Here is a 14879-nt window from a genome sequence, read left to right on the forward strand (position 1 = left end):
ATAGCTTTTATGCTATATAGTGTAAGGGTTATTGTTCGAACAATATGCACGAACGCAGGGAGCGGAAAAAATCCAAAAGCGGGAAATGCGGCGGGCTACGCAATATGAACGCATGGGTGACTGCTCACCCATGCAGCGATGTCATTACGGCTGTTCGTGCGCGTTGTTGAGGGTGGCGACCGAGTGGCGGCGCACCAGCGTCGGGCTGAACATGTTGGTGATTTCCGGCAGCGGTTGCCGGTTGGCCAGCGCCAGGGCCAGCTCTGCCGCCTGGGTGGCCATCGCGACGATAGGGTAGCGAATGGTGGTCAGGCGTGGGCGCAGGTAGCGCGAAATCAACACGTCGTCGAAACCGATCAGCGAAATTTCCCCCGGTACGTCGACGCTGTTATCGCTCAACACCGACAGCGCGCCGGCGGCCATCGGATCGTTATAGCAGGTAATGGCGGAGAACGAACGGCCGCGGCCGAGCAACTCGGTCATCGCCTGTTCGCCGCCGATCTCGTCCGGTTCGCCATAGGCGATCAGCTTTTCATCCACCGCGATACCGTGTTCCCGCAGCGCGTCGAGATAGCCCTGCAGCCGGTCGGTGGCGTCGGAAATCTGGTGAGTGGAGCAGATGATGGCGATGCGCTGGTGCCCTTGCTGGATCAGATGACGGGTCGCCAACCAGGCGCCGTAGCGATCGTCGAGCGCCACGCAGCGTGTTTCGAAGCCCGGCAGCGTGCGGTTGATCAGCACCATGCCCGGGATCTGTTGCATCCAGCCGCAAAGTTCCTGATCGCTCAGCCTTTTGGCGTGCACCACCAGCGCTTCGCAGCGGTGCCGCACCAGCTGTTCAATCGCCTGGCGCTCTTTTTCGGCGTCGTGGTAACCGTTGCCAATCAGCAGAAAATTGTGGGTGGCATAGGCCACCTGCTCGACCGCTTTGACCATTGCGCCGAAGAAGGGATCGGAAACGTCGGAGACGATCAGGCCCAGCGTCTCGGTGGATTGCTGCGCCAGCGCCCGTGCGTTGGCGTTAGGGTGATACTGCAGTTGTTCCATGGCGGCCAGCACCGCGGTGCGCGACCCTTCGCTGGCCTTGGGGGAATTGTTTATCACGCGGGATACCGTGGCCACGGAAACACCCGCCAGCCTGGCAACATCCTTTATCGTAGCCATATCAGTCAACACATCCTGGGTAATCGCTTACATCCCCCAGTTTTGCGGAAAAAAACCGGGGCTGCAAGCGGTCTCGTGCGCAACTTGTGGCGGCCGTTGCAGAATCTCTTCGAGTCTGTACGCATAACCATCGACGACCGAACGATAGCGCAATTTGTACGTTGGCACTGGCGCCGGGCTGAGGTAACGTCTGTGCATTCCGATTTGCGCCGAGAATGCCATGTCCATTAAACGCTATCCGCAGCTCGCCCATTGGGGCGCTTATACCGCCGTGGTTGAAGACGGTCGGCTTATCCGTTGTGAACCCTTCGTCGACGATCCCGACCCTTCGCCGCTGCTCGATTCCATCGTCCCGATGGTCTACTCCGACAAACGCATTCGCAAACCGGCGGTGCGCCGCTCGTGGCTGCAAAAGCGCGAGGGCAGCGACCGTACGCTGCGCGGCAGGGAAGATTTCGTCGAGGTGGGCTGGGAGTTAGCGCTCGATTTGGTGGCGGAAGAGAATCGCCGGGTGCGCGATCGCTACGGCGCCTCCGGGCTGTTCACCGGTTCTTATGGCTGGTCGTCGGCCGGGCGGCTGCACCATGCACGCTCGCTGGTGCGGCGGTTCTACTTCGGCGGCGGCGGCGGGGTCGATCAGCAGGGCAACTACAGCTGGGGCGCGGCGCAGTTCTTTCTGCCGTATGTGATCGGCACTTTCTCGCCCTTGACCGGGCGCGTCACCAGTTGGCCGAGCGTGGTGGAGCATTGCGAGTTGTTTGTGGCGTTTGGCGGGCTGGCGCTGAAAAACGCTCAGGTTTCTTCCGGCGGCGCGGCGGAACATGCGCTCAAACCCTGGCTGCAAAAGCTGGCGCATAAGGGCACGCCGGTGATCAACATTAGCCCGATGCGCGACGACTGCCCCGCGTTCGTCAACGCGGAATGGATCCCGATCCGGCCGAATACCGACGTGGCGCTGATGCTGGCGCTGGCTTATGAAATCCAGCGGCTGGGCGCGCAGGATGAAGCCTTCCTGCACAGCCACTGCGTGGGCTATCAACAGCTGGCGGATTACCTGAACGGCGCCGGTGACGGCGTGGCGAAAACCCCCGACTGGGCCAGCGCCATTACCGGCATTCCGGCGGCGCGTATTGCGCTGCTGGCGCGGCAACTGATCGGCGTGCGCAGTTTCATCACCTGCTCCTACTCCGTGCAACGCGCACATCGGGGGGAACAACCGTACTGGATGATGATCGCGCTGTCGGCGATGCTGGGCCAGGTGGGGCTGCCGGGCGGCGGCTTCTCGTTCGGCCACGGCTCGATGAACGGCGTCGGCAACCCGCGCGTGGATACCCCCGCGCCGACCATGCCGGTAGGAGAAAACCCGGCCGGGCTGGCGATCCCGGTGGCGCGCATCTGCGACATGCTGTTGCACCCCGGCGAAGCCTATCAATTTTGCGGCGAGACGCGGCATTATCCGGATATCCATTTGGTGCACTGGGCCGGCGGCAACCCGTTCCATCATCATCAGCAGTTGAATCGGCTGGTGGAGGGGTGGCAGAAGCCGGACACGGTGATCGTTCAAGATATCTGGTGGACGGCGGCGGCCAAAATGGCGGACATCGTGCTGCCGGTCACCAGTTCGCTGGAGCGTAACGACATCGGCGGCTCGTCGCGCGATCGCTACGTGTTGGCGATGCATCAGGCCATTGCGCCGCAGCATCAGGCGCGCAACGATTTCGATATTTTCGCCGATCTGGCGGAGCGTCTCGGCTATCGTGAGCGCTTTACCGAGAATCGCGACGAGCGGGCTTGGATCGAAGCTATCTACCGGCAATGCGGCGCAGCGCAGCAGCGCGCCGGCGTCGCCTGGCCCGAGTTTGAGGATTTCTGGCGCCGGGGCTATGTCGAACTGCCCGCGCCGGCCAAAGAGTTCGTCTTTTTTGAGGCGTTCCGCGCCGATCCGCAGGCTAACCCGCTGCAAACGTCCAGCGGCAAGATAGAGCTGTTCAGCGAGCGGATCGCCGGCTATCGCTACGAAGATTTCGCGCCGCATCCGCAGTGGCGGCCGCCGGTGGAGTGGCTGGGCGCGCCGCAGGCCAAAAACTGGCCGCTGCACCTGATCTCCATTCAACCGAGCGATCGCCTGCATAGCCAGATGGATCCGGCGCCGCTGGCGCAGAACAACAAGACTGCCGGGCGCGAAACCTTGTACATGCATCCGGACGATGCGGCGCCGCGCGGCGTGGCGGACGGCGCCGAAGTGCTGGTTAGCAACGCACGCGGCAGCTGTCTGGCGGGGGTATCGCTCACCGATGGCGTGACGAGCGGCGTGGTGCTGATGGCGACCGGCGCCTGGTTCGAGCCGGGTTACGACGCGCAGCGCCGGCCGGTCGAGCAGGCGGGCAACCCGAACGTGCTGACGCTCGATATCGGCACCTCGCCGCTGACGCAGGGGCCGAACGCCATGAGCTGTCTGGTGGAGGTCAGCGCATTCACCGAACGTCGGGATCAAGATAGTTAGCGCTGACCAGCAATTGGGTCGACAGCGGGATGTTATCGCGTTGCTGTTGACGCAGTTGTGTCGCGGCCGCGGCGAAACTGGAGACTGTTAATGACAGTGTGAAGTGTTGCCCAACCTCGTTATCCGGTACAAGGATGTGTAATGCTTCCCGATCGACGGATAAACGATAGTTGGGTAGATGTCTTTGGCGTGGTTGCCCGGGGGCGAGTGAAAAGGAAAGGGGCTCACCATCATCGTTGCGTAATTCATCAACCGTGAGGCTGAGATAGCTAGAAGCATCGGTTGCGCCGCCTCCTTCTGCCAGGTTTCTATTCTCCCGCAGAGTGAACCCCTGCAACTGCACTGGCTCATCGCAAGTCAACCGATACTGCAATGGGGCGCTGTGCAGCAGAGTGGGTTGCTGAGACAGTGTCCCAATATTGTGCTCCCCCAGATAAATGCTGTTTTGTGTGGTCGTTAGCGTGCAGTTAGCGTTAGCCCCAAAACTGATGGCTATGGCTGCCAACCCATAATAAATCACTTTCATGTGTTCTCCTGATATCGATGAACGTTTAGCGACACACGGCTTCGGAGTGGCTGATGCCGGCACGATTGCGGGAAGAGGTGTCGGCAGCAATTGCGAAATAACATGCCTGTCCCGACGAGTGTTTCATGCTGAAGCGTTGTGAAGACGCATCGTTCTTCGCGTGGTGCGCTTTCTGATGTTCAATGAAGGCTGCGCCCTGATCATTGGTAAAAGCGACTACTCGTTGTTGTTCATCCAAAATCATGCTGCCGATAGCGGGTTTTGTGCCGTCTGCATAGCTAATCTGGACAATGGCCCGCAATGTATTAATGGCACCGATATTGATACGTTTAACGCTGCCACGTGCCAGATTGATCTTGCGCACGCCGTTATCGATATCGGCGCCGGGGGGTAAGGTGCTGGTGTCTACGTTAATCAGACTTGGTTGATACTCACGCAGCCTTGGGATGACCGCCTTACCTTGCTTGCCATAGGTTTTCACCTTTCCGCCTGGCGTAGACACGCTGATTCCGGCGAGGCCCGGTATCGTCAAGACGCCGAAGGTATCGCCGATTTTCTGTGGTGAGAGCGTTAGCCCGCTGCTGTCTGCCACCAGGGAGCCAGAGGCACTGTAGTAAAATGCCTGCTGATTTTCTGACAGATGGCTATAGCTGCCGGAAAGCGTTGTGAACGGACTCAAATAGTTCACATTGCCTGAGTAGGTGCCGTTGTTGGATTGGGTGCCCTGTGTTGCATTGAGTCCATAAGCCAGATCGCCATTCAACGCTTGGCCGGAAAGCGAATTGCTGATGCTACGATGTCTTCCGTTGCTTATCATATTGGCGCTATAACGTCGGTTTTTTCCCAGAGGCAATGAAAGGGTGGCGAACACCCTGGTATCGTTATCGCGAACCTCGCGGCTGCGCTCTTTTTCCAGGCTAACGCCAACGGTGGTTGCGCCAAATTGACGGTTCCAGAAGGCGTAGACTCGTTGATTTTGTTGCTTATCTCCCCCTTCAGCGCGTGTAACGCCTAAAGATAGATTTCCAATGTATTTATGGTGCCAGCCTAGGCCCAGGCTGTAGCTTTGACGTTGGTGTGAAGATGATGCACCGTACGATACAGGCCAATAAGTTCCTTCGCCGTCATCTTTACGTGGAGAACGAAGCTGTGTGGGCGAACGGTATCGCTCTGACTGGATGCTGTAACCGGCTTTCAGCTTAAGGTTTTTTATCAGGGGCAATGCACTATTCAGCTGCAGCTTGGTGCCCTTTCCACTTGGCGACTGCGCCACGTGGCTCAAGGCTGTAAAACGATAATCGCTATTGGCAATGCTATAACCGGCGGCGATGCCGCGATAATCGCGGCTGAGGAAACTTCCCCCTCTCACCTGGTGGTGGTTGAGCCATGGCAAAGAGAATGAGCCAGTGATGAAAGGCATTTCTGTACTTTTTTCCAGGCTGTGAGTGCGCCCGAGAGCAAGGGAGTAACTGCCCTGGCGGGGAGTAGAGCGTCCTGAGGTCGTCAGATAAGGGACGATGAATTGTTTGCGGCTACCGTTACTTTCCGTGACGGTGACGGACAAATCGACTGCGTCGAACTGCGCAGGGATATCGGTCAGGCGGAAAGTGCCCGGCTGCACCTGCGTAGCGTAAACTAATCTGCCATTCTGAAAAATCTCAACCTTGGCTTGGCTCTCGGCGATACCTTCGACTACCGGCACATCACTGCGTTGACTCAATGACAACGACGAGTCAGGCAGCCATTGCAGGCCATCTAAGGTAATGCCGCTGTAAAGCGAATCTGATAACGTCGCTCGTCCCAAACGCATCATGGCGTCGTGATCCGTCAATGTCCGCTGCAGATAACTATTATAAGGCGTGTACCCCTGATGTCGTTCTGACTTGTTATAGGTGCCATTATGGCGAAACAGCCAATTATTGCTGTTAAAGCCGGTTTCCAACGCCGCGTAATCACTGCTGTGATTTTGGCTGTCGAATCGGCTAGCGGTATAATTCAGCATCAGGGCATGGCCGCCAAATTCATAGTCCGCCGGTTGTCGACGGATATAGCGCTCGGGCAACAGCAAAATCAATTGATTATTACCGGTTTCATTGTCGATGCGGCTGCCTTGATAACATTGGCTCATCAGCATATCTGCCTGAGTGTTGAGCTTGCAGGGGTATAACCCTAGGCTTTCTACGAGTTCAGCGTCGTATTGCCATTCGCCTTGTTTGTCTATGTTGACTTCATGTCGTCCATGATTTTGTCCGTTGACGTTGATGAATAGCGCTTGTTTTCCTGCGGGGAATTTCGCTCCAGAGGAAAAGTAATCAGCAATCTCACTGGGTAATCCAAGTGCGCGCATCATTTCAATATCGTAGTCAGCCAGGCTGGTCGAGGCATAGCCTATAGGCAGACAAAACGCCAGCAGACGTAGCGGTATATGCAATTTCAAAGGCTGCCTCACTGGATTGGGGCAAGGTTGACCGTGATATCGGGTATGGCGCGCCCCGTGTTACTGATTGGCGTGAAGTGCAAACGGGAGGGGGGGCTGGTAAGCCTATCGCTCTTACGTGTACCGATCGTTTGCCCAGGCAGCAAATAAGGTTGTTCTAAAACAAACTGCTGGTTACTGGGTTGTACGGTGATGGAAGGGGCTAACCTGATAACGTAAGGGCTGAGATTTTTGACTTGTATAGAATGCCCATTTTGTTGCCAATGCAAGGTTTGCCAGGGAGATTTGTTTTCCACCAGCGCGGAGGGTGTGGCGATAGCGACGACCCTATGCCGAGTATTCACCTTAAGCTGGTTGCTTTTTTCTCCCATATCGGGAATTTCCTGGAAATAGATATGGCGCATTTGCTGACGGGTTTTATCAAGTCCCGAGGGATCGGCAAGCATGACGCGTACCAGCTGAGATTTACCCGGATCAATACGCGCGGCTGGCGGAGAAAGAATGAATAAGGGATCTTCTCCTTGCTTGCTTAATGCATTTTTAACAACGGATGAGAATAGCAATACAGGATAATTACCGATATTATCGACTCTTACCGTTGTCTCTCCTTTCTCTTGATTGACCAAAAGGCTTATTTTTTCCAGTTTAATGGTTGCTTGGCCATAAAATGGAGTAAGCAATATAAATATTGCGGTGAGATAATGGATGAGACCTTTCATTTTATTTCCTGAATAGCGGAGAATAACGAACTCTAGTCAAAGGACGTTAAGGTATTTTGCCAAACAAAGAGGCTGAAATAAGTGGGGACAGCGAAGTGTCCCCACCTGGTGATTACAGGTAGTGAACCGAAAGATTCACAGAAGCTTGCAATGCAATGCTATCTTGCATTTGGATGCTTTTATCATCAATGTAGCTAAGCGGGGTAAGGAATGAACGGTAGTTGAATGTGCCGCTCAGGTTCTGACCGATCGCCATGTTGTCGTAATTAGCATCTGATGTGACCGCAAAGCGATTACCTGAGGCAACAGAGAAAATAGCCTGTTCGTGATCTGCACCGTCAGTTACATTGGTCAAATCAAAAATATCATCGCCTTCAGGAATCAGCGCCGCACGCACGGTTTCACCATCCATAGCGATATCTGACAGTGCAAGGCCCAGCACGGCGATATCTTTATTGCTGGCGTCTTTTGCCAGCGATGCGGTGAAGCTTCTGTCCATATATTGATAATCGGCATCGCCGCTGGCGCTGGTAACTTCAATGCCCATGCTGGTCGGTGCCGTGCAGTTTACGGTGAACGGGATGCTGCCCATGCCGTTGCCTTCCAACTGGACAGGATTTACTTTATCAAAAGCTTCGCTGGAATGGCGGCCAAGATCAATGCTATTGGTGTTGGCAGCAATACTGCAGCTGGTGTTATTGTAAATTTCTCCGGAGAAATCTACAGACGTACTGGCTGTTTTTGCGGCCAGTACGCTCGTGCACGACAGAGGTAGCAGGGCTAAAAATAAATATTTCTTCATTCAGGTTTCCTTCTGAGAATATGCCACTAAATAAATAAAAGTCGTATTGCTTGAAAATATAAAGCAAGGATGTCGCAATTTTTTACTAGCGATTCAATGCAGGGTTATTTTATTTTTCAATCTCAATTCTTGCAATATTCTGCTAAAAATTTACATCAAAATAGATTTATATTCTGATTGATTGGTTTTTATTATTCAATTTTAATTATTAATTCTGTTTGGTTGTTAGTGTATAGGTTTTATTGCTTGCGGTTCTTTTAATTATTAATAATTAATTATCCTCGGCGCGCACTTTTACCGTGAGATCACGATAACAGCAAGGTCTGGAGGTGGCTCTGTTGTTAGCTGGCGCTTTTTGACTTTGTCTTTTTATTGTTACCGTGCTTGAAAAGCAAGAAAACGCATTGCATACGTTGATCAAAATGACACGTTGGATATCACGTCTAACTTGGCTCTTGCGTTTGAGAATAGTTTTCGTAATTGATTTCTTTAGCGTGGATGATACAAGAGGGATTAAAGGATCTGCTTCAGTCTCGATTAGGCCGAACCCTCATGTGCTGCACTTACCTGCATATGCGCATGGTCTTTTTGCTCCCCTCACTCGCTTCCTGCGGATGACGCATCATTATTGATCTTTCCGTCGTGAGGATTATTTAAGTTTCATTGAGTTATTACAACAGAACGCGGGAAATTTACAGCTGGTTGCATTTGGAGCAGAACTCTTGCGATTCGGCGGTAGTTTCCTGCACGACATCTCTCTAGAGTAGGTGATCCCAGAGGTATTGATTGGTGAGAAATCAGCATACTCTGTATGTTGAAGCCATTTTCAATTGCACCAACCTACGCGGATGCGTAGGTTTTTTTTTGCCTGCCATATAGTATTCTTTTCCCTACAACGATTTACGCCTCCATGGCCAAGGGAGAAGGGCATGATCTTTTCACTGCTGCGCGCGCTGTTTCGCCTGTTGTTTCGGGTTCGGGTCGAAGGGGACGTCCAGCACTTCGAACGGCAAAAATTACTGATTACGCCGAACCACGTCTCTTTCCTCGACGGCGTGCTGTTGGCGCTATTCCTGCCGATAAAACCGGTGTTTGCGGTTTACGCCAGCATCGGCGAGAGCTGGTTTATGCGCTGGCTGCGGCCTTACATCGATTTTGTCTCGCTCGATCCTACCAAGCCGATGGCCATCAAGCAGCTGGTGCGGATGGTCGAACAGGGACGGCCGATCGTGGTGTTCCCTGAAGGGCGCATCACCGTGACCGGCGCGCTGATGAAAATCTACGACGGCGCGGCGTTTATCGCCGCCAAATCGGGCGCCACCGTGGTGCCGGTGCGGATCGACGGCCCCGAATTCAGCCCGTTCGGCCGTATGGCTGGGGTGTTCAAGATCCGCTGGTTCCCGCAAATCAACATTCGCATCTTGCCGCCGACCACGCTGCCGATGCCGGAGGCGCCGCGTGCGCGCGATCGCCGGGCGTTGGCGGGCGATCGGCTGATGCAGATTATGATGCGGGCGCGGATGGACACGCGCGAACCGCAGACGCTGTTCCATGCCTTGCTGGCGGCGCAGCACCGCTATGGGCGCCGAAAACCGTGTATCGAAGACATCACTTTCAAAGAAGACAGCTACCAGACGCTGATCAAAAAATCGCTGGGTGTCAGCCGCATTCTGCAACGCTTTACCGCCGAAGGGGAACACGTCGGGCTGCTGTTGCCGAACGCCACTATCACCGCGGCGGCGATCTTCGGCGCTTCGCTGCGCAATCGCATTCCGGCGATGCTCAACTACACCGCCGGCGCCAAGGGACTGAACAGCGCGATGACGGCCGCCGGTATCAAGACCATCGTCACCTCGCGCCAGTTTCTGGAGAAGGGCAAGCTGACCCACCTGCCGGAACAGGTGCCGCAGGCTAACTGGGTATATCTGGAAGATCTGAAAGACACTGTCACGCTGGCGGATAAGCTGTGGATCCTGCGTCACTTGCTGCAGCCGCAACGCGCGGCGTTGCCGCAACGCCCGGAGGACGCGGCGCTGCTCCTGTTCACGTCTGGATCTGAAGGCCACCCCAAGGGCGTGGTGCATTCGCACGCCAGTCTGCTGGCCAACGTAGAACAAATCCGCACCATCGCCGATTTCACGCCGCGCGACCGCTTCATGTCGTCGCTGCCGCTGTTCCACTCGTTCGGCCTGACGGTGGGGCTGCTGACGCCGCTGATTACCGGCAGCCGCATTTTCCTCTACCCCAGCCCGCTGCACTATCGCGTGGTGCCGGAGCTGGTGTATGACCGTAACTGCACGGTGCTGTTCGGCACGGCGACCTTCCTTAACAACTATGCGCGCTTCGCGCATCCGTATGATTTTGCCCGCCTGCGCTATGTCGTGGCCGGCGCGGAGAAACTGGCGGACAGCACCAAACAGATCTATCAGGACAAATACGGCATCCGCATTCTGGAAGGCTATGGCGTGACCGAGTGCGCGCCGGTGGTCTCGATCAATGTGCCGCTGGCGACCAAGGTGGGCACCGTCGGCCGCATCATGCCGCAGATGGAGGCGCGCCTGATCGCGGTGCCGGGTATTGATAACGGGGGCCGTCTGCAGCTGAGGGGGCCGAATATCATGAAAGGCTATCTGCGGGTTGAGCGCCCCGGCGAACTGGAGCCGCCGGCGGCGGAAGATGCGAATGGTGTACTGCAGCCGGGCTGGTATGACACCGGTGATATCGTCAGCCTGGATGAGCAGGGTTACTGCACCATTCGCGGCCGCGTGAAACGCTTCGCCAAGCTGGCGGGTGAGATGGTGTCGCTGGAGAGCGTCGAACTGCTGGCGCAACGGCTGTCGCCGGAAAAACTGCATGCCGCCACGGTCAAAGGCGACAGCAGCAAGGGGGAGGCGTTGGTGCTGTTCACCACCGATCCCGCTATTACCCGCGAGGCATTGCTGCGGGTGGCGCGCGAACTGGGCAGCCCGGAGCTGGCGGTGCCGCGCGATATTCGCCTGCTGAAAACGCTGCCGGTGCTCGGCAGCGGCAAACCCGATTTCGTCACCCTGCGTCATATGGCCGAACAGCCGGAGAGTGCCTGATGAATCCTTCGACCGAGTCCCCTTTGTTGTCACGCGGCATGATCGCGGTGATCAGCGCACAGTTCCTCTCGGCGTTCGGCGACAATGCGTTGCTGTTCGCCACGCTGGCGTTGATCAAGCAGCAGCTGTATCCAGACTGGAGCCAGCCGATCCTGCAGATGGCCTTTGTCGCCACCTATATCATTCTGGCTCCATTCGTCGGGCAGATCGCCGACAGCTTTGCCAAAGGGCGGGTGATGATGTTCGCCAACGCCCTAAAATTGGCGGGAGCGTTGGTGATCTGTTTTGGGGGGAACCCGTTCCTGGGTTACAGCCTGGTCGGCGTGGGGGCCGCCGCATATTCACCGGCCAAATACGGCATTCTGGGCGAGATCACCAGCGGCGAGAAACTGGTCAAGGCTAACGGCCTGATCGAGGCCTCGACCATCGCGGCCATTCTGACCGGTTCGGTGGCCGGCGGTATTCTGGCGGACTGGCATGTGGTCGCGGCGCTGGCGGCCTGCGCCTTGGTTTACGCGGGGGCCGTGGTCGCCAACCTGTATATTCCGCGTCTGGCGGCGGCGCGCCCGGGGGCTTCATGGCGGCCGCGGGCCATGACGAACAGTTTCTTTACCGCCTGCGTTACGCTGTGGCGCGATGGGCAGACGCGTTTCTCCCTGATCGGCACCAGCCTGTTTTGGGGGGCCGGCGTGACGCTGCGTTTTCTGCTGGTGCTATGGGTGCCGGTGGCGCTGGGTATCGCCGATAACGCCACGCCGACGCTGCTGAACGCCATGGTGGCCGTCGGCATCGTGGTGGGCGCGGGTGCCGCCGCGCGCTTCGTCACGCTGAAGACGGTGAAACGCTGTATGCCGGCCGGGATCCTGATCGGCGTCGCGGTCGCGGTATTTGCGCTGCAAACGACCATGCTCAATGCCTACGTCTTGCTGGCGATCATCGGCATGCTGGGAGGCTTCTTCGTCGTACCGCTCAATGCGTTGCTGCAGGAGCGGGGCAAACATTCGGTCGGCGCCGGCAATGCGATCGCGGTGCAAAACCTGGGTGAAAACGCCGCCATGTTGCTGATGCTGGGCCTGTATTCTTTGGTCGTGAAGCTGGGCGTGCCGGTAGTGGGCGTCGGCGTAGGGTTTGGCGTGGTGTTTGCGCTGGCGATTTGCGCGTTGTGGTGGTCGCAGCGGCGGTGAAACGGGGCGCAGCCTGGCTGCGCCCTCAGGGTATTAAGGTGCCGGAATGGTAAACCGGGTGTGGATTTCTTCGAGCGCCTGCAGCACGTCCTCATCCAGAATCACGTCGAGGCTGTCGAGGTTGATTTTCAACTGCTCCACCGAGGTGGCGCCCAACAGGGTGCTGGCGACGAACGGCTGTTGACGCACGAAGGCCAGCGCCATCTGCGAAGGGTCCAGCCCGTGTTTTTTGGCCAGCGCCACGTATTCGGCGATCGCCAGCTGGGTTTGCTGCCCTGAATAACGATTGAAGCGGGTGAACAGCGTATTGCGCGCACCGGCCGGTTTAGCGCCGTTGAGGTATTTACCGCTCAGCGTACCGAACGCCAGGCTGGAATAGGCCAGCAGTTCTACCCCTTCGTGCTGGCTGATTTCGGCCAGGCCAATCTCAAAGCTGCGGTTCAGCAGGCTGTACGGGTTTTGGATCGACACGATGCGCGGCAGCTCGTGTTTCTCCGCCAGCTGCAGATAGCGCATCACGCCCCAGGGCGTTTCGTTGGAGACCCCGATATAGCGAATTTTACCGGCGCGCACCTGCTCGGTCAGCGCCTCCAGGGTTTCCAGCAGCGTGACCGTGGCTTTGTCATCGGTATATTGATAGTTGAGTTTGCCAAAGCAGTTGGTGGCGCGCTGCGGCCAGTGCAATTGGTAAAGATCGAGATAATCGGTGTTCAGCCGCTTGAGGCTGGCGTCCAGCGCGGCGCGGATGTTTTTGCGATCGAGCGCCTGCTGCGGGCGGATGCTGCTGTCAGTGCCGCGCACCGGGCCCGAGACTTTGCTGGCCAGGACGATTTTTTCGCGATTGCCGCGCGCTTTGATCCAACTGCCGATATAGCTCTCGGTCAGGCCCTGGGTTTCCGGGCGGGGCGGCACCGGATACAGTTCGGCGGTGTCTATCAGGTTCACGCCTGCGGCCAATGCATAGTCCAGTTGCGCATGGGCGTCGGCTTCGCTGTTCTGTTCGCCAAAGGTCATGGTGCCCAGTCCCAGCACGCTCACTTCTAAAGAACTGTGGGGAATACGGTGGTATTGCATTAACGGCCTTCCTTTCTTGTTAGCGCTGACGGGCCGTGCGGCCCGGTGAAACAGGAGCCCAATTCAGAAGACGGCGCAAAGTCCGTCGGGCGGCGATGTCGCCTTTCCTGACTATAACCAAGCGGTGAAGATGGGGGAAGCGGATTCCGTGCGGACACGAATGAGAGCTACCGCGCTCGAGCGGGCGATAGCCGGCGAGCGGTGATTAGCGTTCGATAACCTGGGAAACCTGGTCGCCGTTGATCTGGCGGTGGTTGCCTTTCTCATCTTTATAACTGATGAGTCCGGTGTCTGTGTCGATCTCTGGTTTGCCTTGCGTCAGGATCATGTTGCCGTCTTTGGTCGCCATGACGTAGTCGCTGGAACATCCCGCCAAACCGGCGGCCATCACCAGCGCAGACACTGCCATTACCCACTTTTTCATCCTGCGGATCCTCGATTATGCAGAAAACAATGTTCTTTCAAGATTAGCAAACTCTTGGCCGGGGGCGTCTCAGATAAGTCTTTATCTGATAAGAAAAAGTGAAATGAGGGGGCAACGAAACGGCGGAAGCCGCCTATGGCGGCCTCCGCGTAGGGTTATTCCGGCGAACGGTTTTTCTTGCTGCGCATCAGATTGAGCGCCTCTACCGACATGGAGAAGAACATGGCGAAGTAGATGTAGCCTTTCGGCACGTGCACCTGGAAGCTTTCCAGCATCAGCGTGAAGCCCACCAGGATCAGGAACGCCAGCGCCAGCATTTTTACCGACGGATGGCGATTGACGAATTCGCCGATCGGCCGGGCGGCGAACATCATCACGCCGACGGCGATCACCACCGCCGCCATCATGATGAACAGATGGTCGGAGAGGCCCACGGCGGTAATCACCGAGTCCAGACTGAAGATGATATCCAACAGCATGATTTGCACGATCGCGCCGAAGAAGCTGTGCACCTTGGTGTGGTGCTCTTCTTCCGACCCCTCGATGGTTTCGTGGATCTCTTTGCTGGCTTTCCAGATCAGGAACAATCCCCCCAGCAGCAGGATCAAATCGCGGGCGGAAATAGAGTGATCCAGCACGGTGAACAGCGGGTGCGTCAAGCGGATCACCCAGGCTATGGAGGCCAACAGCGCCAGACGCATAATCATGGCGGCGGCCAGCCCGAGCCGGCGAGCTTTGTTCTGTTGCGCTTTGGGCAGCTTGGCCACCACCAGCGACAGAAAAATGATGTTATCAATACCCAGTACGATCTCAAGAATGGTTAGCGTACCTAACGCTAACCAGGCATTGGGATCCATAATCCATTCGAACATTGCCCGACACACCTTAATACTAAATAAATGCAAAGTGTGAATTATACGCGTTTATCGCGGCGCTGACAGGGTTAGCTAAACCAGAGTTAAA

Annotated in this window: 11 protein-coding genes; 3 read left to right on the plus strand and 8 right to left on the minus strand. The window is 56.6% G+C overall.

What is annotated here, in order from left to right; genetic code table 11:
- Nucleotides 1-144: 144 nt before the first annotated feature.
- Nucleotides 145-1164 (minus strand): HTH-type transcriptional regulator GalR, encoded by a 1020-nt coding sequence (gene galR, locus FOT55_RS06960; RefSeq protein WP_028127674.1) that lies wholly within the window; start codon nt 1162-1164, stop codon nt 145-147.
- A gap of 220 nt (nt 1165-1384) precedes the next feature.
- Here galR and FOT55_RS06965 point away from each other — a divergent pair, with 220 nt between their 5' ends.
- Nucleotides 1385-3667 (plus strand): molybdopterin guanine dinucleotide-containing S/N-oxide reductase, encoded by a 2283-nt coding sequence (locus FOT55_RS06965; RefSeq protein WP_147823277.1) that lies wholly within the window; start codon nt 1385-1387, stop codon nt 3665-3667.
- Here the strand turns inward: FOT55_RS06965 and FOT55_RS06970 are convergent.
- The 4 genes from FOT55_RS06970 to FOT55_RS06985 form a co-directional block, all read right to left on the minus strand.
- On the minus strand, nt 3639-4193 hold the full coding sequence (locus FOT55_RS06970) for a hypothetical protein (protein WP_147823278.1): 555 nt from the start codon (nt 4191-4193) through the stop codon (nt 3639-3641). The genes FOT55_RS06965 and FOT55_RS06970 overlap by 29 nt on opposite strands.
- A gap of 25 nt (nt 4194-4218) precedes the next feature.
- Entirely contained in the window at nt 4219-6630 is a 2412-nt protein-coding gene (locus FOT55_RS06975; RefSeq protein WP_147823279.1) for a fimbria/pilus outer membrane usher protein, read from the minus strand.
- A gap of 8 nt (nt 6631-6638) precedes the next feature.
- The gene (locus FOT55_RS06980; RefSeq protein WP_025304073.1) at nt 6639-7349 is read right to left on the minus strand and encodes a fimbria/pilus periplasmic chaperone; all 711 of its coding nucleotides are present in this window, start codon (nt 7347-7349) and stop codon (nt 6639-6641) included.
- 112 nt (nt 7350-7461) lie between these two features.
- Nucleotides 7462-8151, minus strand: coding sequence for a fimbrial protein (locus tag FOT55_RS06985; RefSeq protein WP_141998876.1), 690 nt, complete (start codon nt 8149-8151; stop codon nt 7462-7464).
- A 929-nt stretch (nt 8152-9080) separates the two neighbouring features.
- On the opposite strand from FOT55_RS06985, the gene aas reads away from it, so the two are divergent.
- Nucleotides 9081-11234, plus strand: a complete 2154-nt coding sequence (gene aas, locus FOT55_RS06990; RefSeq protein WP_147823280.1) for a bifunctional acyl-ACP--phospholipid O-acyltransferase/long-chain-fatty-acid--ACP ligase — start codon at nt 9081-9083, stop codon at nt 11232-11234.
- On the plus strand, nt 11234-12418 hold the full coding sequence (gene lplT, locus FOT55_RS06995; RefSeq protein WP_043139832.1) for a lysophospholipid transporter LplT: 1185 nt from the start codon (nt 11234-11236) through the stop codon (nt 12416-12418). Before aas ends, lplT begins: the two co-directional genes overlap by 1 nt.
- 33 nt (nt 12419-12451) lie before the next feature.
- On the opposite strand, the gene FOT55_RS07000 is transcribed toward lplT, so the two are convergent.
- The 3 genes from FOT55_RS07000 to FOT55_RS07010 form a co-directional block, all read right to left on the minus strand.
- The gene (locus FOT55_RS07000; protein WP_060435062.1) at nt 12452-13492 is read right to left on the minus strand and encodes an NADP(H)-dependent aldo-keto reductase; all 1041 of its coding nucleotides are present in this window, start codon (nt 13490-13492) and stop codon (nt 12452-12454) included.
- Between the two features lie 205 nt (nt 13493-13697).
- Nucleotides 13698-13916: a YgdI/YgdR family lipoprotein gene (locus FOT55_RS07005; RefSeq protein WP_016929923.1), complete on the minus strand. Its 219-nt coding sequence runs from the start codon at nt 13914-13916 to the stop codon at nt 13698-13700.
- 155 nt (nt 13917-14071) lie between these two features.
- Nucleotides 14072-14788 carry a TerC family protein gene (locus FOT55_RS07010; RefSeq protein ID WP_025304068.1) on the minus strand — a complete coding sequence of 239 codons (717 nt, stop codon included), beginning with the start codon at nt 14786-14788 and terminating at the stop codon, nt 14072-14074.
- Nucleotides 14789-14879 lie beyond the last annotated feature (91 nt).

The organism is Serratia bockelmannii (assembly GCF_008011855.1).
GTDB classification, from domain to species: Bacteria; Pseudomonadota; Gammaproteobacteria; order Enterobacterales; family Enterobacteriaceae; genus Serratia; species Serratia bockelmannii.

What these genes read in the sequence shown, in the direction of transcription:
- FOT55_RS06970 (WP_147823278.1), bottom strand. Translation starts at nt 4,193, where the DNA reads ATGAAAGTGATTTATTATGGGTTGGCAGCCATAGCCATCAGTTTTGGG.
- FOT55_RS06985 (WP_141998876.1), bottom strand. Translation starts at nt 8,151, where the DNA reads ATGAAGAAATATTTATTTTTAGCCCTGCTACCTCTGTCGTGCACGAGC.
- FOT55_RS07010 (WP_025304068.1), bottom strand. Translation starts at nt 14,788, where the DNA reads ATGTTCGAATGGATTATGGATCCCAATGCCTGGTTAGCGTTAGGTACG.
- galR (WP_028127674.1), bottom strand. Translation starts at nt 1,164, where the DNA reads ATGGCTACGATAAAGGATGTTGCCAGGCTGGCGGGTGTTTCCGTGGCC.
- aas (WP_147823280.1), top strand. Translation starts at nt 9,081, where the DNA reads ATGATCTTTTCACTGCTGCGCGCGCTGTTTCGCCTGTTGTTTCGGGTT.
- FOT55_RS07005 (WP_016929923.1), bottom strand. Translation starts at nt 13,916, where the DNA reads ATGAAAAAGTGGGTAATGGCAGTGTCTGCGCTGGTGATGGCCGCCGGT.
- FOT55_RS07000 (WP_060435062.1), bottom strand. Translation starts at nt 13,492, where the DNA reads ATGCAATACCACCGTATTCCCCACAGTTCTTTAGAAGTGAGCGTGCTG.
- FOT55_RS06980 (WP_025304073.1), bottom strand. Translation starts at nt 7,349, where the DNA reads ATGAAAGGTCTCATCCATTATCTCACCGCAATATTTATATTGCTTACT.
- FOT55_RS06965 (WP_147823277.1), top strand. Translation starts at nt 1,385, where the DNA reads ATGTCCATTAAACGCTATCCGCAGCTCGCCCATTGGGGCGCTTATACC.
- lplT (WP_043139832.1), top strand. Translation starts at nt 11,234, where the DNA reads ATGAATCCTTCGACCGAGTCCCCTTTGTTGTCACGCGGCATGATCGCG.